Genomic DNA, 20,095 nt, shown 5'->3' on the forward strand with positions numbered 1-20,095 from the left:
TTTCATCATCTTAGTGATGAAAAAGCAAAATCAACGTGCTATGGTGGCCCTATGAAAGGCTTTCAACGACTCATCTTTTTTTCCATCCTTGGAACGTACCTAGTTATTCTCGCCGGCGCGGTCGTCCGCGGCACCGGTTCTGGCCTAGGCTGCCCTGACTGGCCTCATTGTTTTGGACAATGGGTTCCGCCAATGGATATTTCTGAACTGCCTGCTAATTATAAAGAAGTTTACAAAATTGCGGGAAAAACCATCGCAGATTTTGATCCGTTCAAGACCTGGACCGAATATATCAACCGTTTACTCGGTGTTATTCTCGGCATTTTGATCGTTGCCCTGTTTGGCCAATCCTTCCGAGTTAAAAATTACGAAAGGAATTTACCATGGTTCTGCGGTGGACTTCTGCTGCTTATCTTGGTTCAAGGTGGCGTGGGTGCTTTAGTGGTTTCAACTCACTTAAAGCCATTTATCATTACGATCCATATGTTCCTGGCCTTGGTCCTTCTTTTTGGACTTCTCTACCTTAGAAAGTATTGTGAGGATCTTCAAAATACGGCCATTGTTCAAAAGATCGATCGTCGCGCTTTATTCATCACGCGTATTCTCGTTGCTTCGACATTTGTCCAAGTCCTCATGGGAACCCAGGTGCGCCAGCAAGTGGATCACTTCATGCGTGATACGATGGAAGCTTCAGCTGAAACCATCATCAATTTCCTTGGGCCAACGTTTTATATTCACAGAACGTTTTCTCTCGTGATCATTGGGCTATTCATTTATCTCTTGGCCTATTTCCAAAGACAGCGCTTCCAACGTGGGGCCTTCTTTTTGACTCTGATGGCATTCTTCTGTGTACTCGGAAACGTGTTCACAGGTGTGGCGCTGAACTACTTTGGCTTTCCGGCCAATGCTCAGCCACCTCATTTGTTTTTTGGGGTAATGTCTCTAGGGTTACTTTACAGTCTGTCCCTCAATCTTAGAGGGACCCTTCTGGACGACTAAAGTTTCGGCTGCGAGCGTATTCATACATCACAACTGATGCTGCCACTGAAACGTTGAGGCTTTCAACAAGTCCAAATTGCGGAATTTTAATTGGCTGAATCGCCGGATAATTTTCTTTCTTAAAAGTAAAACCAAATCCCTCGTGACCTAAAATGAAGGCCGATTTATCAGGCAATGTGATCTCGTGAAGAGACTTCGGAGCGTCTACATCAAAACCAAAAAATGTATAACCTTGAGCGGCCCAGTGTTCATAACTTTCATGGAAGGTTTTTCGCATGTTCCATGGCACACGTTTCATGCAACCTTTGGCGGGCATAGGGTCAAAAAATGAAGTCCCTACCACATCGACCGCATGGGCTCCAAATGCCTCAGCAGAACGGATGATTTTCCCAATGTTAAAATCCACTTTTAGATGGTCCAGAATTAAAACATAGGGAAAGGGTCCTGGCTTTGCCATGACTCTATTCAAAAGACGCTGACGCTCGAAACTTTTTTGCATGTACTGACGCTTATTCATACGATAATCTTATACAAACGGATTTAAAAAGGCGACGACATGTTAGGACTTCTGGCCCTGGGGCTGACGGTAGTCATGATTTACACTTTGGTGAAGAATGCTTTGGTTGGCACTCAATTGAGCGCTGATGATCGCTATGCCGGCTCAATGGAACTCATCATCCCGATTACATCTCGTTCGGAATTTTATCTTGAACCGTGGTTAAAAAATCTCACTGATTTCCATTCACTTAATGGTCAGCTTAAAATTCACATTCTGATTGATGGCCATCATCCGGCCGTAAATGCCTGGCAGGAACTTCATCAAAAACTTCCTTACGTGGAACTTCATAGTTTCCTTATGCGCCCAATTGGCCGCGAGTCTGTGCCTTGGATGATCGAACAGATTGCTCCAAAAATCCGCGGACAAGTAGTGATCATTGGAGATGCGGAACTTGTTCCAACTGAACACGCTTTCATTTCTTTGAGTCGTCTGGTTTCAGAAAAGCAGAAGGCATACTTTGCTCTCCCACAGACAGCGAAACTCTCAGTACTCGGCGAGGCAGTTGCTTCGGTATCACCGACACTTGCCCTGGCCTCTATCTTTGGTTTCAGAAAAATCCGTCGCAATATTTCTCATCCTCTGATTTCTCTATCTCAGGGTTGGATGGGTATGCCGCTTTCGTTTTTCCAGGAAATGGATTTCAGCAAGATTAATCTTCCATCCTGGAAAGAAGCTCTGGCCAAAAAATGGGACCTTGAAAATCGCACTTACATCCTGGCCTTCGCAGAAAGACATCTTTTACGCTACTACCCTGAAGACATTCAGGTTCAGACGGCCCAAATCCGTATTTACTGGGAAGAGCTATGGCTTAAAGGCGACCGCACGGGCCTTTGGCTTTATCTTGTTTCATTGTTTATTTGGTCTTTTCCCATTTTCTGCATCTTCACTCACCCATTCTGGTCGATGGCGAGCATTGTATTGCTGGTCCTTTTCCGCTTTTTCACAAAAATCGTCTTTCAGGAAAGATGGGGAGCAGCGATGCTGCATCCTGTGGCCTGTATCGTGTGGATCGGAACCTTCCTTTGGTGGGGAATTACCGGCCTAAAAACTAAATACGGCAGCAAAAGACCTGCAGTATAGTCTTTACAATAAAAACTCCATTAACAATAATGGATGGCAATCAAAGAACTTTTTAGAAGGATGGAATTATGGGTTTCGGACGTAAAAGCAAAGCTGTAAAAATGCTACGCCGTAAAGGTCAAGCTAAGAAAAAAGCGAAAATTCAAGAGAAGATCGCTGCTGGTAAACTAGCTAAGAAAAAATAATTAGAATCTTAGAATAGGCATGAAAGGCCCAAGGGAAATTTCTTTTGGGCCGATCACCTGCAAGAGAACTCTGATCTTCTCTTTTAAATCATCCGCCTCCATCACTAGCTTCTTCACATTCCAGTCATCAACCAGAAATACAGCACAGTAATTAACGAGCAGCTCGGGATCTTCCAACGTATTTGAGAAGCTTTCTCTTTGTACCGGATCCGGCAAGAAATGAATTGCCCAACGTTCAAGAAGAGTTCTTAAACTTTCGAGCTCGATATCAAAGGTATCATCAATCGAGATGTCCTCTTCCATGATTTTGTAATAGTAAATCTTGTAAGGGTCTTCCGCTTCAAAGTCAGTTAATCGGCACTTCACTGAACCTGTGATGTAGATGTCCATTCGGCCATCCGGATAGGTAGAAAGAATATGCGGTAATCCCGCGACGCAAATTTCCCCACGGTATTGATTCGAAGGATGAAACGGCACAATTGCGATTGGGATTTGCATGGCCAGCGAGTCTTTAATCATCTGGCGGTAGCGAGGCTCAAAGATATGATATGGAAGAGTAACCTTCTTAAACAGTACGGAATTCGTGAGTGGGAAGAGAAAAACTTTGTTGTCCATAAATTATATTTATCCCTATTATGTACACAACCTAAAGATACACTTGAAATACCAATCTTCAAGGGCGAGCTCATCAATCTCAAGAGTGGGTTACCGATAACCATTGCATGCAGGCGCAATCTTTAAGGAAAATCATCAAAATCAGACTTTGGAACGAAGTCGCTATCCGTAATCGAATAACACCGATTACGCACATTATTTTGTGCGTCCTTAGTTATTTCATCTGTCACCAAATGCATGCGGCCAATAAGCTTACTGCTCTTCCCTATTTATTGATCACTGTTTCCTGGGCATTGCGTGCACTCGCATTCAAAAAATTTCCTCCTGATGATGTGCCTTCAGATGAAGCACGACTCGCTTACTACCTTTGTTCAATGGGAATTGGTCTTGGATGGGGTTTGATGTTCGTCTGCGTTCATCACTTTTATGGGCTTCTGTCCGTTCACTCATTATTTCTTCTTATGCAGCTTGCAGGACAGTGCTCAGGTGGAGTCGCAACATTTTCTGCTTCACCCAAGGGTTACATTTTCTTTTTATTTCCTATCACCCTTACCCCTGTGATTGATTTTTTTTTCTTCAGTGAGGGAGAGGCCTTAATTCTTGGTGCGCTCTTTGTTTTTTTTACGATTTTCTATCTCTATCAAATCAAAATTTCTCATCAGTATTTGAAAGACTCCATCTCCAATGAAATTTCGAATGCTCTTGAGAGAGATAAATTCAAAGGCCTCATCAATGCAGTCCCTGGATTTGTAAGTTTCATTGATAAAAATCTCGTCTATCAGGCAATCAACGACTTCGGAAAAAACTTTTATCAGGAAGGAAGTATCGTCGGAAAAACGGTGGGCTTTCTTCATCCAGAATCAGAGTTTGTGCGTTTTGTTCAGTCATTCATGCTGAGTTCAAAAGAGACCGCCATCTCGGAACTTAAAATTGAATTCAACGGCGAACCAAAGACTTTTGTCGTGAGTATTAAAAAGATTCTGGAGCCCATCGGTGGGGCCGTCATTGTTTCGGTACCAATGGATGAACTTGTTGAAGCGAGAAAAAATCTTCGTGCTCAAGAAGCGCAATCTCACTATACGGCAAAACTTGTCTCCCTTGGAGAAATGGCCGCAGGTATCGCTCACGAAATCAATAATCCACTCGCTATCATTCAGGGGTCTTCTGATCAGATCGAAAAGATTGCCTCTCGTTCAGAGACCGAGGTCACTCGCCTCCTTGAATATAACAGCAAGATTCAAAAAACCGTGGGCCGCATTTCTCGCATTATTAAAAGTCTCAAGGGACTTGCAAGAAATGGAGAGAACGATCCATTTCTCCCATTCGAATTTCAACACATCCTCGAGCCATGTATTGAAATCTCAAGACAACGTTTTCGTGATGAGAATGTTGAACTTGAAATTGTCCCTTATGATTCATCTATCAGAATCGTGGGCCAGGAAATTCAGCTCTCACAGGTTCTGATGAATCTTATGAACAATGCTTTTGATGCTGCTCTTGCGGGTCCAAATCGCCGCTGGGTGAAAATTGAACTGACCCAGAACGAAGAATACTTCGACATCAAAGTGCAGGATTCCGGAAATGGGGTTCCTCGAGAGATTCGCGACAAAATCATGGAACCATTTTTCACCACCAAGCCCATTAATAAAGGGACCGGTCTGGGCCTTAGCATTTCTAAAAACATCATGATCCAACATCAAGGAACCCTTCTTCTGGATGAGAACTCTCCTTTCACGACCTTCGTCATGCGCATAAAACGCTAATTACTTGACCCTTCCCTGCAGAAAAGATTCAATTATAGAATCAACTTAAATACCGGGGGGATGATGGCCTCAATGAAATCCACGTCAAAACTGACGTATAAAATTTTAATTGGCATGATTCTAGGGATCGCCCTGGGAAGCGTGATCAACTACTTCTCTTTCACAGGATGGATCCAAGAATTCTTTATTGGTGGAGTCATTGAAATCGGAGGAAGAATCTTCCTCGCATCTTTGAAGCTTCTGGTAGTACCTATGGTTTTTGTTTCCCTGGTGACCGGCGCGGGATCTATGGATGACATCAAAAAACTTGGTCGCCTGGGTTCAAGGACCTTTTTCCTTTATGTCGCTACTACTGCCCTCGCTATTTCTTTGGCCTTGCTCTGCGCTTATTTAGTAGGACCAGGAGAGGGTTTTGTGATTTCCTCACCAGTGGACTTTGCCTCAAAAGAATCACCTCCTCTCATAGATGTGATCTCAAATATTTTTCCTTCAAATCCCATCCAGTCCATGGCCAATGGGGACATGTTACAGATTATTGTTTTCGCCCTTCTTTTCGGTCTAGGGACTTCCCTTTCGGGAGCGTCAGGAAAAAGAGTCCTCTCAATCTTCACCGATTTGAATGAAATCATTATGAAGATGGTGATGCTCCTGATTGAACTCGCCCCATATGGTGTTTTCTGTCTATTAACCAAGGTCTTTGCGTCCCAGGGTTTCGGGGCCATTCTTCCAATGGCAAAATACTTTTTTGTCGTGCTTTTTGTTCTCATCCTTCATTTGACAGTCGTTTATGGATCTATCTTGAAAATACTAGGAAAGTTAAATCCTCTTAAGTTCTTTAAGAAGTTTAGTGAGGTGATGATTTTCGCTTTTTCAACAGCAAGTTCTAATGCCACCATTCCAGTGAACTTGGAAGTGACTGAGAAAAAACTTGGGGTTCATAACTCTGTCGCTTCATTCACAGTTCCGTTGGGTGCAACCATCAATATGGATGGAACGGCCATCATGCAAGGTGTGGCAACGGTATTCGTGGCACAGGTTTACAATATCGATTTAGGCTTTCAGCAATATATGATGGTCATTCTTACAGCGACTCTAGCATCAATTGGAACTGCCGGTGTACCAGGTGTTGGCCTTGTCATGCTCGCCATGGTGTTTAAGCAGGTCGGTCTTCCTGTAGAAGGAATCGGACTTATCATTGGGGTAGATCGTTTACTAGATATGGTAAGGACGGCGGTGAATGTGACTGGTGATGCGGTCGTTAGTTGTGTCGTTGCGAAGGCCGAGAATCAGTTAGATGAGGAAGTGTACTATTCTTAAGATGGGGGCAAAGCCCCCTATTCTGTTTGAAAACAATCTAAGCACCCACCATTAAAAGTTTCAGCAGATCTTCTGATTGATTTCTTTCTACAGGGGCCACTTTCTCTAGATTGTTAATAATCACTTCCTGCATTTTCAAAAGACGAGGCATACTTTCCGAATAGATAATCTTCCCTTCTTTTAACGCATCAGGAGTTGGAAGTTTAATGGCCATCTTTTTCTTATTTTTATCCAGAACATTGATGATCAGGTCCATTGAAATGCCATCACGAGACTTCAGGGCCTCAACTCTCTCCATTACCACTCCAGCGTTTAGAAGTTTTGCCAGCACCACTCGATCTGAGCCATCATAAGCTGCTTTGTATTTCTCCATAAAACCTTCAGTAAACTGGGCTTCTGAGTGAAGAGCAAACATGACAAGGTTCTTCATCAATAGTCTGTTACCACGAACAGAACACAGGAAGTTTGATTCAGGCACATCGTCACGCTTAATTTGGTCACACTCTTTATCAGACATAATGTCTTTCATATATCGAGCATGGATCTGATGAAGGACGGGCTCACCGGCCAGCAAGGCTTCTTGAGCAATCGCTGATTGAGTTAACTTCAAAGCATTGGCCAGGAAGAAATGGCTTCTGATGTTCTGATTTGAGCCAAAGTTCGAAGAATCTAAGTAAGCCGAGATAATGTCTTCATATGACTTTTGCCAAATATTCTTATCTACTTCCATTAACGGTAGAAGAACAATTAGATGACTAAGATATCGCTCAAGGTTCTTAACTGAAAGCAGCTGGTCCAAGTCATAAATCTCACTTGAAGAAGACTCTGAACGAGCATTATCAATATGTGGAATTTTAAACTTTAAACCTGTAAATTCTCGTGTCGGTAAATGCAGCGGCATACTGTCAAAATTTGAAGTCCCAGTAAAATATTCGAGCGATGAAAGCAGGGGCGCATAGGTCTCACGCTGGAACTGATGAAGATTATACTGATCATCAGAAGCGTAGATTGAGCGAATTGGATTTTCGATATAATCATTAGACCCAAAAGCCTCGGCAAGACCACTCTGACAATTTTTAAAGCCATCTTCCTCAACCGAATTCACAATTCGGCGGATGTCATGAAGACCGGTAATACTTTGAGTAAATCGAAGTTTCAAAATTTCCAAATTATGAATGCTATAGAAGGCATCACGACCGAAGTCCATATTCTTCCAAACTGAACTGAGTTGAAAGTTAATCATGCGTTCACAGCTTCTAATGTCTTTATTGAGTAAAGCTTTGCTAATTTCCAAGTTTGTTAGTTGATAATCTCTAAGTTCAGCAATCGCTGCCATTTCCTGCTGATGATAAATGTCGACCATAATGGCGAGATCTTTCAGCATGTTCATGGTCTCAAGCTGCATTTTCATCATTTCTTGCTGGTTCTTGATTACGATGTCTAGTTTCTTACTGATCTCGGCCAGCTTCGCTGAATCCTTTGATCCTCCTCCTAAAAGTGACATCATAGGACCTGAACTCAACGCCCCCATCGCTCCAATAAAACCACCGGCCGCAAACCCTGTCACAGCTGATTGAACACCTTGGATAACTGCATTTACCTTTTGAGCTTTCTCTAGAACCTTAATTAGATCATTTGAAGGTCTCATTTTGAAAATGGCCGCGAAAGAGTTAGCGGTATTAATGATATTATTCAGACTATTTGTGAGATTTGCCGCAGAGTGAATGGTTTTTTCAAAGTTTTCATTAAGAGAATTCTGCTTTGATAAGACACTTGAATTTGAGCCATCAGGCTTTGTCACTTCACCCTTGATCACTCTTTTATAAAGGAAATCGACAATACGTTTCGAACTAACGTCGCTTGGACCTTGCTCATTGGCCTTGACTCTATCAAATAGATCTCTAGCATCGTCACGTACTCCGGCAATTCCATCTTGAAGGTTTCTGAAGTCTTTCTTTGTCTGCTCAAGGTGACACTTCATCGTATTAACTAATACTGAAAACTCTTTCGCCTTAGCCTCGAAAGCCTTGATGTCACGAGCAATTCTTTGCCCCTGAATTACCAAATTTCTAAACCCGCTATTATCCTTCACCTGCGTATAGATGGCACCAGCAATAAGACCACCTAAGAGAGTTACATACTGCTCGTTCTCATTTAACTCTGAAGTTTTAAAATACTGATCGATCTTTTTTGCAACTGGCATGGTCTTACGAATCATTTCAATTACTTTTTCACGATTTTCACCCATCTCATTCTCAATTTGACGGGCAGTTTCCGGATGCTTTGTTCCGATCTCAAACGCGATATCTTGGGCAAGTTCGATAGCAAGCTTTTCTGATCGAACATTATAGGCAGATAGAATATCATCCAAGGCTTTGCTCTTAAGATAAGATATGGTTGAAATCTTTAATTGAGTCTCTAGAGAAAACGGATGATCCTGAAGGGATTTTGAGTCCAGAATAAGTGAAGTTTCAAGCTTCTTCCCATTATAGTATTTCTGGCCGTGATAGAGATAATTCTCACGAATTGTATCATTTGCTTCATTAATACTCTTAATGATTTGCTGAGCTTCCTCTGCTGATAGCTCGGTAATCATCGCTCTCAGCTCATCTCTGTGTTCTTTTACAACTGACTTGGCCAGAAGTTCTGCAAGAGCAAGGTTTGGGGCCTTAGAATTCAATAATTCTCTCAAAGCACTGACATCTTTTGCGGGTTCAGGTCGAGTTTGAGTTACTGGCCCAATCGAAGATTTCTCCTGAACATGAGTTACTTCTTTAACTGTTTTTGAACACGCACTAGCTAGAAGCGCCGTAGTTAAAATGATTGATGTCTTTTTCATATATGTAATTCCTTAAAAGTTTTTCCAATTTTGATCTACAGTGAAGCTCATTTTCTCGTCTTGAAAGGTTACAGTTGATTCAGTGATCGCCCCGTCCTCACCTTGAAGTCCCATTGGACCGATGTCACCTTCAGGACCGATAGGGCCGTCTTGAAATTGGTGAGTGGCCCATGCACCTTGAATACTTTGAAGGGCACAAGTCGTAGAGCGACAGATATCATGTGGAGAAGGAACAAAGTATCGAATGAAGTTCCCTTTACCGCCTGGACCACCGGCGCCACCTTTTCCACCGTTACCGCCAACTGAACCTTTGCCTGGGAAGTGATGAATAGAAATATTTAAGTCCTGTTCTGCAATTGTTTTAAGTTTTAGAACTCCAGTATTACCACCCGACGTACCTTGAAAACCTTGAAGTCCACGAGCGCCTTTATCACCTGGTTTTCCCATGCAACGTGTATCGTTCTTTTTGTACTGTGATGAAGGATTACAAGTTCCATTATTTCTAGGGTTGAATTGAGTAATGGCCGGATTCTTTTCAGGAACTCTTGTTACTGCTCCACCATTTAAACCTCTCATCTCGAAAGTAACCTCTCCAATCCCCTTATTGATTGTAAGATCGATTGATCCACCAGAAGCCCCTGGACGATTCTCATAAGTCTTATTAACGGCGTCAGATGCATGAGTAACGATTTTACCTTCATTAGAAATGAGTTCAGCGACAGTGAGCTTGATATCGTCTCCATCAGTTGAAAGCTCAGCACCTTTATCTAGAACGAGAGTTGAAATCTCAGTAGCATTAATGGCCGCTTGAAGAGTTTTTTGTCCACGAATTACATAGCTTTTAGGAATTTTGATTGTTGCTGAATCCAAGAGGAGTTCATTGTCAGTGGCCGAACACTTGTATTCAACGATATTGGGGTCATTTTCAAGGACCGTAATATCAAGAGTCGCTTCGGAAGCATTATCTTTGAATCTACCAAGAACCTTCGAATCTGTTCGATCATAATTTAATTTTCTACATTCTAAAGTAGCATTAGAGAAATCACCCGACTTAACCTCAAAGACAACTTCATAACGATTAACGTTGTCTCGAAATTCTTCGAAGTTCGAGAAGTCCTCTTCAAGTTCAACTTTTCTTTTTGGAACAATTACTAATCGATCTGTTTCAACTGTATTTGCTGGTTTATCGCTGTCTGAAGTTACTTCGTCCTTTTTTGAGTTATCAATTGTCTCAGTTTGAGACGAAGATGAAGATCCTCCATTGCCCGAATTACAGGCCGCAAGAGATAGCAGCATAAGTATTGAAATGAAATTGTTCATAAAAGTTCCTTTGTTAAAAGTACCGTTGTGGTGTGGATGGAACTTAAACGAATCTCAAATTCGGGGACATGAAATTTTGTAGATCCGAACTGGAATGTTCAGAAGTGAAATAAGAAAACTTAGAGTCAGTCATTCCTACAACCCTAATCGACTAAAAAACTCACCTTCTAGGGTTTTCCTTAAGGGAACTAGCCTAGGAAGCTGTTTTACTATGGGGAAATGGCCTCTTTGGGTGCTCAAGAAATGCCATAAATGGTCGATATGACATATGTAAATCTATTTTATTAGGGATCAGTGTATGAAATTTTGGGCCTTGACGTTTTTACTACTCTCATCGCAATTAGCTTTTTCACAAGCAGAAGAAGATTGTGAAGAAGATGGTTCGTCGAAACTTGTTGCGGCGGTAATGAAGCAATCGAAGGCGGAGGAATCAGGAAACTGTCCTGATAAAAAGAAACTCATGAATATGTGTATGTTCATTGGGAGTAGAACCAAAGACCCAAAACCTGTTGGTGCGAGTGAATACATGTATTATCGAAGAATTATGGAAGCTTCTTGTGTCGATTCAAAAAATGATTCTGAAGCTGAGACTCAAAATAAAATCAAAAAAATGTGGAATAAACTTGAAAATGAAATGGTCTGCAACAGCACAATTTTTGATATTTCTAACGGCAATTACATTAAATACGCAGTAAATACTAAGTTCGATGAATTCATAGAGAATGTAACGGAATGGAAGGTAAATCTTAATAAAGTTGATGCCTCAGATGGTAGAACTGTTTTGGACTATGTGAAATTTCACATGGAAAAGAACAAGGGTAATACAATCGAAAAGAAGATGAAGTATTACTATGATCTCTTAAGAGAGGCAGGGGCCAAACATAAGTCGGAATTATGATCAAAATTTTACTCATCGTTTTTTTATCTTTCTCACTCTGGGCTTCTGAAGAAGAAGACTGTGAAACAGATGTTTCTACCCCAGCTATAAAGATGGCAGAAGAACTTGCTGTACCCAACTGTATTACAAAAAACAATCTCTACAAGGCAAAATCTGGATCATCTGAAGAACTATGCCAAAATTGTAAATCTAAGTTCGAAAAGAACAGCAATAAGAGCATTCCCTCCTTCTCGAAAACAAAAAAACAGGAAACATTTTTTAATTCTGCACTTGAAGAGTATAAAAAACTTGTAACAAACAATCTCATTTCAACGGCTCGTTTAAGAGCCCTGATGCCAACAGGTGCCAAATATGAAAACTCGCTAAAATCCTGCCAACCGAAAACATCTGAAGATTTTATAAAAGGGTGTCACTCAGAAACGGCGAAGAAACTTTTTAAAAATTCTACCTTACTTCAAAGTCTCCAGAGAGAGACTTCTAACGAGTTGGCCAAGATTTTAAGCAAAGATGATTATCAAGCTCCTAGTACTTTGCTAAACAGGTCGAAAGCAAGCTGCTTTGTTCCTGAAAAAGACATACTGCTTATTGCTAGTTCCAATGTAGAAGAAGCCTTGACTCCAGACTTAATCGAATACTTCAAATCACCTGCCATCGAAAAACTAGGATCGGTAGAGGAAATATTTTCGTCAGATGATTTTATCAGTAAATTTGGTGACAAATCTGAGCTTAGAGAATCAGTTGTTTCTCACCCACTTCTAGCTGAATATTTTAAATCTCCGAAATCCATTGCAACTTTCTTCAAAACTCTACCTCAAAACGCTTCCACGGCGGATTTAAGAAAAACTCTTTATAGCAAGAACAGTGGAGAGCTATTCGACAAATCACTAGCGGAAAGTTGCGAGAAATCATTCAGAGCACTTCAAGAAAACATTTGTTCTAAAGAATTTGAATCTGGCGATCTCACAATAGATCCATTTAACAATTACAATAAACTTTTCTCGGAAGATCTAAAGCCATCCAAGGATAAATTCGCGACGAGTGAAGATCTACTCCAAAAGAACTTTGAACTTCTAGGCTTGTGCGAATCATCCTCAATTAGCTCAAGAAATCTAACGACCTGTAATGAAGTTATTTCAAATTTTTTGCCTCAACGTTATAAAGAGCAGAACATAAATTCATTTAAAGATGATAAATTTGCAACTGAGATTGGTTCAATCAATGAATCTATTTGTTCAGTAGATGACAATAAATGTCCGGCTGGATCCAAAGATATCTCCTGCAAGGCTTTCCTTAAATATAAAGAACTCAAAAATATAGATTCCCTCGAATCCAAACTCGCCAACTCTTCAAACAAAGAAGTTAACGACCTCCTCCGCTCCATGATCGGAGACCCAAAAAACCTCGACCCAAAAACAAAAGAAATCCTCGTCCTCCAAGGTATCCTTCCTAAAGACGACGGAACCCTAGTCGCTCAAGCAGAAATCCCTGAGCGTCAACCAGGTTACTTCAACCAGGCCCCAGCTTCACAAACTCAGGCAAAAGTAACAACCCCAATCCAGCCGGCCGCCGCTTCCGCAAGAACCGCTTCATCTTCTCGCTCACAACAATCAGCGAGCAGCGATTCATCAAACTGGACCGGACAACCAACAACCTCATCAATACCCGACCTCTCTGACTACTACAAAAATCAGAAAGAGATGGACGATATCGAAAGCGAAATCATGCGACGCCTATCTTCAATGCCGGAACAAAAACCAGCATCGAAGGCCGCCGCTAAAAAGATCGCGCGAGATGCCTATGCCAAAACCGGTCGCTCAATGCCAACAGCACTCGAAGACTATTACGCCAACCGTATGATGGGTCAATATAATGCTCCATCAGTTTCTGGTTCATCAGACTTCGAAGACGCTGCCAACACAGGTTCAGGTCCACGCCGAGAAGCTTCGGTTTCAAACACTGACTCTGCCGCCGAAAAATGGAAGAAAGACGGTATGAATCGTGCCCTTGCTGATATGCACGGAGCAAAACAAGCAGCTGCTGCTGGTGCAGGTCGTAATCCGGCCTCAACTAACGATGATGCAAATGCTAAGGCACTCACAACTGTGGCCCTAAATATTGCCGAGGATCCAAAGGTCACCCTATCTCAATCACTTGCTGAGAAGATCAATAAGAACGATCCTGAGACCCAACTCCTCCAAGTGCTTGTAAAGAACAAGTCGAACTTCATTCTTCAGATGAAATCGGTGAATTTTAAAGTCATTTTCGACGACCAAAAGAAGCTTCGCCTTCTGGTGGATTCGGGTGACCCCAAAGAGGCCGAAAGACTCCGTCCGCAATTGGAGCTCTTTTTCAAGCGTCTGAGCGCTCTTTAAACCATTCCATTCTTTTCAAAATGCCCCTATTTGTGGTCAACTACGTAGGTTGACCACAAAAAGGACGCGCATGCAAAAGAAGGCTTTGACCTCGCTTACTGTTCTATTTTTCATGATGGGATTCATCACTTGTTTAAATGACATCCTGGTTCCCTACCTGAAAGAAATCTTCGACCTCGATTACACACAAGCGGCGATGGTTCAGTTCTGTTTCTTCGGCGCCTACGGTCTCACTTCAATCCCGGCCAGTAAGATCATTGAAAAACTGGGTTATCAAACAGGAATGGTTCTTGGTTTTGCTGTCACCGCCATTGGTTGTCTTCTTTTCTACCCAGCGGTTTCTTATCATACTTACGAGTTGTTCCTGATTGCTCTATTCGTATTGGCCTCAGGAATTGTTCTTCTACAAGTTGCGGCCAACCCATACGTTTCAGTTATTGGGCCAAAAGAAACTGCATCATCTCGTCTGACGATGGTTCAGGCCTTCAATTCATTCGGAACTTTCCTTGCTCCATTCTTTGGCGCTTATTTCATTCTTTCGAAAATCGAGAACACTTCGAACGCTGAAGGTGTTAAATACCCTTACCTCTTCATCGCTCTGGTTCTCGTTGTTATCGCTTTCCTTCTTTCACGTCTTCACCTTCCAAAAATCGATGAGGGTGAAAGTAATGGTGCGAAGTGGAGAAACGTACTTAAAGAACCTGGACTTATTCTTGGTGCGATCGGTATCTTCACTTATGTAGGTGCAGAAGTTGCGATCGGCTCATTCCTGGTAAACTACATCATGGACATGAGTAAGATGAATGAGGCCCAAGCTGCAAGCCTGGTTGCATACTACTGGGGTTGTGCGATGGTTGGCCGATTTATCGGAATCTACACTCTGAAAAAGTTCTCTCCAGGAAAAGTTCTGAGCGTGCACTCAATGCTCGCGATTGCTTTTATCCTGATCTCAATTAACTCTCGCGGCAATGTTGCGATCTACAGCATGGTGCTTGTGGGACTTTGTAATTCGATTATGTTCCCGACCATCTTCACTCTTGGAATTAAGGGTCTGGGCCCGGGTGAAGAGCACAAAGGTTCAGGTCTACTTGCTACGGCGATTTTAGGTGGAGCGATTATTCCGGTGGTAACAGGAATGATGGCGGATGAATTTGGCCTACGTATGGCGCTTATTCTACCAGCACTTTGTTACGGTTATATTGCGATCCTGGGACTCAGAAACCGCTAATTTCTTAGAGGACATTCCACTGGAAACTCTTCACTGATTTGTTTCCAACAATATCCTCAACCATAACTTCCACTTCATGTTTGCCTGGAGCTAGCTTCATCGTTCCGCGAGGATTCGCTTTGGTGAAATTCAAATTGAAGTAAAACTTACGACAAGTATAGTTACCGCAAGTTCCATCCATATAAAAATCCGTTATGTAATCTGAATCATTCTTGCCAGAAGGGAGATTGATAAATTCCCAAACCGTCACGGCATCCGCTTTATCTAAACTGTAACTAATCTTATAAGGCGGGAGAATAAACTTATCGTGAAGGGTCAGGTCACTCGCTTCCATAAAAAGAGCATGCGGTCCTGAAACTTCAGCTCCTTCAATCGGACGGTGATTCTTCGCTAGACCTATACGATTAATCACAGGCGCTTTAGTATCTGCCAGCGGTTCCATCATCAGAAATGGATTAATATACTGGCCATCTTTCGCCACGACTAACAAATGTAAGTGATGATACTTCTCACCAAAGGAAGTGATGTTCCATCTCACAACATTCCCAATAAAAGTCCCTGAAGCAATTCGGCCTTTATTTCTGTAAGCGTCCTTTATCGTCTGCGGAATCGTACTTTGATCAACATGGTGATACTTCCACACAAACCCTTCATCATCGAGAATCGCAATTTCCCAATAGAGCGGATTTCCCCTCTGATAATTCTCAATATTCACGACTTTCCCGCCAACAGCGGCGTGAATCGGTTGATCCACTTCAGAACGAATATCCAGCCCATCATGCCAATAAGGAGCTCCACCATAAAACTGGTAAGACTGCATATTGTGGCCAATGGAAAGAAGTGGAAACGGCCAGGCATGGTGGCGTTGCTCAGTGAATACACCGGTGGCCAGAAGATCTGCTTTCGTTTTTAGTTCCTTTTCGTGTGCCCAAGCTGTTGAGAGGCCAAGAAGCAGAACTAAAAAGAATCGCATATAAATCCTTATTGGATAAATTTGTGGTAAATTTCCGGAGGAATCGAACCTGAAAGCTTAATCCCTACCTTCATTTCCTTTTGCTTACGAATTTGAAATTTCGCATCAACTTCATTGTTGATGTAAACCACTTCCGCAAGAATCGGATGTTGAAGTTGGATGTCCTGAAGACGAGTCACCCAAAGAATACGGTTATTTTTTAAGAATGAACGATTGTGCTCAGAAACGATGAGTCCAAGCCCTGCCTCTGATACATCCATGACTCTCACTTGAAGTTCATGACTAGATTCTCGGTTCATCCCCGTCAGAGTTGGCTTGAGGCTCACAGCTCGGTCTTGATTCGGTTGAAATGAGTGGCGTGGGGTTCCACGAAGCTCCATGGTCTTAATCAAGGCCGGAAACGTGAAGTACACTGCATCCAGTCCCACACGATAGTCCGTCACTTTAAATACGCTTGTGTGATAATCCAACTTTACGTATAGGGGCAATTCATTATCCATCATATATTTCTGAGTATCAAAATAGATCACCACTTCGCGGGTCACAAAATCGATCTCAAAATGATGAATAGGAATAATAGACTTACCTATGGCATGAGATTGCCAAATGAAGTTGTCCTGCAACGAGGACGCTTTCTGAAGGATACGTAGTATTTCCCGGTAATCAGTGCTCGACCGGTAGCTATCGAGATTCAACATTATAATAGCTTGCAAAAATTGTCCGGCTTTGACAAATTTTTCATTTAAAGGCCGACTATACAGGACGGCCTTTACTCATGCGTTCATTACTTCCCGTCAAAGTGCTGGAAGAATAAATGCATGAGAATCACTACCTTTCTCCTTATTGCTCTTATTGGTTATGGTTGTGCAGCTAAGAAACTGGCCGTGGATAATGCGGACACCCTTCTTGGCCATCAGGTAACTAAAAGGCTCCCTCTTTATACCGCACAAAAAAATGAACTCGGAGAAGATATCGATCAGTTCCTGAACAAGCAAAAACCTGTGGCACAGGAAATTGTTCCGGTGATTGATGATATGAAACTCGAGAGTGAGGCCAAGCTAGAAGAGCATTATAAAAAGCTCGAAGGCTTTTATCGAAAAATTGCCAAGGACTTTTCGGCCCTCATGGCCAAATACATGGCGAAACTTGATGATAAACAACAAAAAGATTTTTTCGATGAAGTAGAGAGTGAAAATCGCCAGATTGCTAAAAAGGACAAAGAGGAACGGGTTGAAGAAGTCCAGGAGCGCTTGGAAAAGTTTTTAGGCACGATAAGTTCTGATCAAAAACAGGTCATCGCCCATTATGGGGACTACTTTATGGAGCAGACGAAAAAACGTGTTGAAAGACGTAGAGAACTCCATCAAAAATTCAAATCCATCTATGCTCAGGACATTGCTCCAACTGCCCGCAAAGATTTGTTTCAAGAAGCATTCGTCAACTACCAAGAAGAGGGTCTGACCTCGAATAAGAATCTCGAAATCTTAAAGAAGCTTCTCCCTACGATCACAAAACTTCAAAGAGAACATTTCCGTCGTGAGACACAGGAAATAAAGGACATCCTGTCCTACTACCTGCAAGTAAATTACTAGGCCGCCATTTTCTTTACCGGCGTCAGGATTGAAATCTTCTGTTTAAGTTTAAGCATCCCAGTCCAAGGATCTCGCTTACGTGATTTGATCTTTTTTAACGCCTTATCAATCGTAAATTCCTGAGGACCTTTAATTCGTTTTAGTTCACTCCACTCCACTGGCAATGCAACAGCACTTAGGGGCTTCGCTCGGAGAGAATAAGGCACCACTGCGGTTGCTCCATAACCATTTCGTAAATAATCCACGAAGATCTTTTTATGCCTGATCTTCTTAGACATATTGGCCACATACTTTTTTGGATTGCGGGAAACAAGCTCCAAAGCAAGTGCTTCAGAAAAGGACTTAATTTGATCCCAATCATAAAGTGGTGCCACAGGAATGTGTAGATGCAGACCTTTTCCTCCAGTAAGTTTTACAAATGATTCAAGGCCCAAATCTTCAAGCATCTCTTTAAGCTCAAAGGCCCCATCAACCACTTCTTTCCAGGTCACTCCCGGACCCGGATCCAAATCCATCACAATCTGATCGGGTCTCATATAGTTTTCCCAATGACTGTTCCATGCATGAATTTCAAAGGCATTTAGCTGAACTAATTCTTCCAGACCTCGCTTTGAATCAATGGATAGATAGATGCCCGGGCCCTTCTCTTCTTTAATGGGAAAGGTATTGAAAGCATCCGGAACTTTTCCAGAGATATGTTTTTGGAAAAAGCACTGAGACTCACTTCCATTTGGACAACGAACAAGGGACAAAGGTCTGCCGGCCATATAAGGCAACATGACTTTTGAAACCGTCCGATAAAAATCAAGCACCTGTTGTTTTGTAATTTTCTCTTTTTTGAATAGGATTTTATCAGGAGAAGAAATCTCCTTTGCTATTTCTTTCACCACTTCCTGTGCCTCCTTGTCTACTCGCATTCCTTGAAACACGGGTGTGCGAAGAATGCCTTCATCCGTCCAATTCCCGAATGAAACTTCACAAAGTCTGATCGGTTTCACCCAATGAATATCTTTACCCTTGGGTGAATTTACATCAAACGGCGATTCTTCTTCTTCAATTGAAGAAAGGTCTTTTTTCATATCTCTTAAAGTCGCTGTATTAAAACCAGTTCCAACTCTTCCGACATAACGAAATTTCTTTTTCTCATACGTACCCAAAAGAAGAGCCCCGATCCCAGTTCTGCCACCTTTGGGTTCGGTCCATCCCCCAATAACAAATTCTTGTCTCAGACTGCATTTGGTTTTCGCCCAAAAATCATTTCTCCCAGAGATATAAGGACTATCAGCGAGTTTTGAAACGATACCTTCAAGTCCTTCTTCACAGGAGATTTGATAAAAGTCTTCCCCGGCCCCATCAATATGTTCACTTAAATGAATAAGTGGCGGAGCATCCTTAAGCAGTTGCGCCAGCATCTCTTTTCTTTCAAGCAGAGGTAAGTCGCGCAAATCTTTTCCATCTAAAAATAAAAGATCAAAAACAAAGTACTGAAGGCTTAGATCATTCTTACTCTTGAGTGAATTTTGAAGTTTTTGAAAGTTACTCTTCCCCTGTTCATCCAAGGCAACAATTTCGCCATCAAAGATGGCATTCTGTGCAGGAAGTTGTTCAAGTGCATAAAGGATGTGCGGAAAAGTGTTACTCCAGTCGAGACCATTTCTGGTATAGAGGGTGCCTACTCCGTTCTTCAAATGAGTCTGAATCCGATACCCATCCAGTTTCATCTCATGAACCCAATGGGAGTCGCCGGCCGGAACTTCAGTCACAAGACGCGGAAGTTGAGGGGCCACAAAACCTGGCCACTTATCAGGGCCTAGCTTGCGGGCTTTTTTTTTGAGACCTTCTTTTTTGCCTTGGGAGCTTCTTCATATTCGTCGTGATGTTTTATTAATAGCCAGTTCTTCTTGGTATCGTTTCGATAATGGGTTCGAACTAAAACAAATCCCCCATTGAGTTTATCGCCGTGGAGATGAAATTTTAATTGCCCTTTCTCCAGGGCCTCATGGGGATCATCATCGTCACACTCCCAGGTTCCCTTGTCCCAAATGAAGACTTCTCCCGCGCCATATTCCCCTTCTGGAATGGTTCCATGAAACTTGGCATACTCCATGGGATGATCTTCGGTTTGAACCGCAAGACGTTTATCTTGTGGATCAAGTGAAGGCCCCTTAGGAACTGCCCAGCTTTTTAGCACACCATCCATTTCGAGACGAAAATCATAATGAAGTCTTCGAGCATGATGTTCCTGAACCACAAATTTCAACTTCTTCCCCTTGGAAGCGGCTTTTTTCCCGGCCGGTTCCTTGGTCTTTTTAAAATCTCGTTTGGCATTATATTCTTTCAATGAACTCTTCATAT

16 protein-coding genes are annotated in these 20,095 nt (G+C 42.2%); 8 read left to right on the forward strand and 8 right to left on the reverse strand.

The window, feature by feature from the left end; translation table 11 throughout:
- Window positions 1-51: 51 nt before the first annotated feature.
- Window positions 52-999, forward strand: a complete 948-nt coding sequence (locus SOO65_RS14155; RefSeq protein ID WP_321391315.1) for a COX15/CtaA family protein — start codon at window positions 52-54, stop codon at window positions 997-999.
- On the opposite strand, the gene SOO65_RS14160 is transcribed toward SOO65_RS14155, so the two are convergent.
- The gene (locus SOO65_RS14160; RefSeq protein WP_321391317.1) at window positions 974-1,516 is read right to left on the reverse strand and encodes a TrmH family RNA methyltransferase; all 543 of its coding nucleotides are present in this window, start codon (window positions 1,514-1,516) and stop codon (window positions 974-976) included. The genes SOO65_RS14155 and SOO65_RS14160 overlap by 26 nt on opposite strands.
- A 39-nt stretch (window positions 1,517-1,555) precedes the next feature.
- Here SOO65_RS14160 and SOO65_RS14165 point away from each other — a divergent pair, with 39 nt between their 5' ends.
- Window positions 1,556-2,638, forward strand: coding sequence for a hypothetical protein (locus tag SOO65_RS14165; protein WP_321391319.1), 1,083 nt, complete (start codon window positions 1,556-1,558; stop codon window positions 2,636-2,638).
- 185 nt (window positions 2,639-2,823) lie between these two features.
- Here SOO65_RS14165 and SOO65_RS14170 read toward each other — a convergent pair whose 3' ends face one another.
- Window positions 2,824-3,438, reverse strand: a complete 615-nt coding sequence (locus SOO65_RS14170; protein ID WP_321391322.1) for an LON peptidase substrate-binding domain-containing protein — start codon at window positions 3,436-3,438, stop codon at window positions 2,824-2,826.
- 107 nt (window positions 3,439-3,545) lie between these two features.
- Here SOO65_RS14170 and SOO65_RS14175 point away from each other — a divergent pair, with 107 nt between their 5' ends.
- Window positions 3,546-5,201 carry an ATP-binding protein gene (locus tag SOO65_RS14175; RefSeq protein WP_321391325.1) on the forward strand — a complete coding sequence of 552 codons (1,656 nt, stop codon included), beginning with the start codon at window positions 3,546-3,548 and terminating at the stop codon, window positions 5,199-5,201.
- A gap of 72 nt (window positions 5,202-5,273) precedes the next feature.
- Window positions 5,274-6,518, forward strand: coding sequence for a dicarboxylate/amino acid:cation symporter (locus SOO65_RS14180; protein ID WP_321391329.1), 1,245 nt, complete (start codon window positions 5,274-5,276; stop codon window positions 6,516-6,518).
- Between the two features lie 37 nt (window positions 6,519-6,555).
- Here SOO65_RS14180 and SOO65_RS14185 read toward each other — a convergent pair whose 3' ends face one another.
- Both SOO65_RS14185 and SOO65_RS14190 read right to left on the reverse strand, forming a co-directional pair.
- Complete coding sequence (locus SOO65_RS14185) at window positions 6,556-9,357, reverse strand: hypothetical protein (RefSeq protein ID WP_321391331.1); 2,802 nt, start codon at window positions 9,355-9,357, stop codon at window positions 6,556-6,558.
- A 12-nt stretch (window positions 9,358-9,369) separates the two neighbouring features.
- Window positions 9,370-10,677 (reverse strand): hypothetical protein, encoded by a 1,308-nt coding sequence (locus SOO65_RS14190; protein ID WP_321391333.1) that lies wholly within the window; start codon window positions 10,675-10,677, stop codon window positions 9,370-9,372.
- Window positions 10,678-10,975: 298 nt separating this feature from the next.
- Here SOO65_RS14190 and SOO65_RS14195 point away from each other — a divergent pair, with 298 nt between their 5' ends.
- From SOO65_RS14195 to SOO65_RS14205, 3 genes are all read left to right on the forward strand, one after another.
- A complete protein-coding gene (locus tag SOO65_RS14195) occupies window positions 10,976-11,575 on the forward strand; it encodes a hypothetical protein (protein ID WP_321391337.1) in 600 nt (199 codons plus the stop codon).
- On the forward strand, window positions 11,572-13,947 hold the full coding sequence (locus tag SOO65_RS14200) for a hypothetical protein (RefSeq protein ID WP_321391339.1): 2,376 nt from the start codon (window positions 11,572-11,574) through the stop codon (window positions 13,945-13,947). The genes SOO65_RS14195 and SOO65_RS14200 overlap by 4 nt, the downstream gene beginning before the upstream one ends.
- Window positions 13,948-14,017: 70 nt before the next feature.
- Complete coding sequence (locus tag SOO65_RS14205; protein ID WP_321391342.1) at window positions 14,018-15,175, forward strand: sugar MFS transporter; 1,158 nt, start codon at window positions 14,018-14,020, stop codon at window positions 15,173-15,175.
- Window positions 15,176-15,179: 4 nt separating this feature from the next.
- Here SOO65_RS14205 and SOO65_RS14210 read toward each other — a convergent pair whose 3' ends face one another.
- Window positions 15,180-16,148: a M23 family metallopeptidase gene (locus SOO65_RS14210; protein ID WP_321391344.1), complete on the reverse strand. Its 969-nt coding sequence runs from the start codon at window positions 16,146-16,148 to the stop codon at window positions 15,180-15,182.
- Window positions 16,149-16,156: 8 nt separating this feature from the next.
- On the reverse strand, window positions 16,157-16,846 hold the full coding sequence (locus SOO65_RS14215) for a hypothetical protein (protein ID WP_321391347.1): 690 nt from the start codon (window positions 16,844-16,846) through the stop codon (window positions 16,157-16,159).
- Between the two features lie 120 nt (window positions 16,847-16,966).
- Between SOO65_RS14215 and SOO65_RS14220 the strand changes: the two genes are divergently transcribed.
- A complete protein-coding gene (locus tag SOO65_RS14220; protein WP_321391349.1) occupies window positions 16,967-17,740 on the forward strand; it encodes a hypothetical protein in 774 nt (257 codons plus the stop codon).
- On the opposite strand, the gene ligD is transcribed toward SOO65_RS14220, so the two are convergent.
- A complete protein-coding gene (ligD, locus tag SOO65_RS14225; RefSeq protein WP_321391352.1) occupies window positions 17,737-19,527 on the reverse strand; it encodes a DNA ligase D in 1,791 nt (596 codons plus the stop codon). The two genes, SOO65_RS14220 and ligD, sit on opposite strands and share 4 nt — an antisense overlap.
- Window positions 19,528-19,550: 23 nt before the next feature.
- Window positions 19,551-20,093: a DNA polymerase ligase N-terminal domain-containing protein gene (locus tag SOO65_RS14230; RefSeq protein WP_321391354.1), complete on the reverse strand. Its 543-nt coding sequence runs from the start codon at window positions 20,091-20,093 to the stop codon at window positions 19,551-19,553.
- Between the last annotated feature and the right edge of the window lie 2 nt (window positions 20,094-20,095).

It is taken from the genome of Peredibacter starrii, assembly GCF_034259205.1.
GTDB lineage: Bacteria > Bdellovibrionota > Bacteriovoracia > Bacteriovoracales > Bacteriovoracaceae > Peredibacter > Peredibacter starrii.

Coding starts and splice junctions, on each gene's coding strand:
- SOO65_RS14210 (WP_321391344.1), bottom strand. CDS start 16,148: ATGCGATTCTTTTTAGTTCTGCTTCTTGGCCTCTCAACAGCTTGGGCA.
- SOO65_RS14180 (WP_321391329.1), top strand. CDS start 5,274: ATGAAATCCACGTCAAAACTGACGTATAAAATTTTAATTGGCATGATT.
- SOO65_RS14220 (WP_321391349.1), top strand. CDS start 16,967: ATGAGAATCACTACCTTTCTCCTTATTGCTCTTATTGGTTATGGTTGT.
- SOO65_RS14185 (WP_321391331.1), bottom strand. CDS start 9,357: ATGAAAAAGACATCAATCATTTTAACTACGGCGCTTCTAGCTAGTGCG.
- SOO65_RS14175 (WP_321391325.1), top strand. CDS start 3,546: ATGCAGGCGCAATCTTTAAGGAAAATCATCAAAATCAGACTTTGGAAC.
- SOO65_RS14215 (WP_321391347.1), bottom strand. CDS start 16,846: ATGTTGAATCTCGATAGCTACCGGTCGAGCACTGATTACCGGGAAATA.
- SOO65_RS14205 (WP_321391342.1), top strand. CDS start 14,018: ATGCAAAAGAAGGCTTTGACCTCGCTTACTGTTCTATTTTTCATGATG.
- SOO65_RS14195 (WP_321391337.1), top strand. CDS start 10,976: ATGAAATTTTGGGCCTTGACGTTTTTACTACTCTCATCGCAATTAGCT.
- SOO65_RS14230 (WP_321391354.1), bottom strand. CDS start 20,093: ATGAAGAGTTCATTGAAAGAATATAATGCCAAACGAGATTTTAAAAAG.
- SOO65_RS14170 (WP_321391322.1), bottom strand. CDS start 3,438: ATGGACAACAAAGTTTTTCTCTTCCCACTCACGAATTCCGTACTGTTT.
- SOO65_RS14200 (WP_321391339.1), top strand. CDS start 11,572: ATGATCAAAATTTTACTCATCGTTTTTTTATCTTTCTCACTCTGGGCT.
- SOO65_RS14190 (WP_321391333.1), bottom strand. CDS start 10,677: ATGAACAATTTCATTTCAATACTTATGCTGCTATCTCTTGCGGCCTGT.
- SOO65_RS14165 (WP_321391319.1), top strand. CDS start 1,556: ATGTTAGGACTTCTGGCCCTGGGGCTGACGGTAGTCATGATTTACACT.
- SOO65_RS14160 (WP_321391317.1), bottom strand. CDS start 1,516: ATGAATAAGCGTCAGTACATGCAAAAAAGTTTCGAGCGTCAGCGTCTT.
- SOO65_RS14155 (WP_321391315.1), top strand. CDS start 52: ATGAAAGGCTTTCAACGACTCATCTTTTTTTCCATCCTTGGAACGTAC.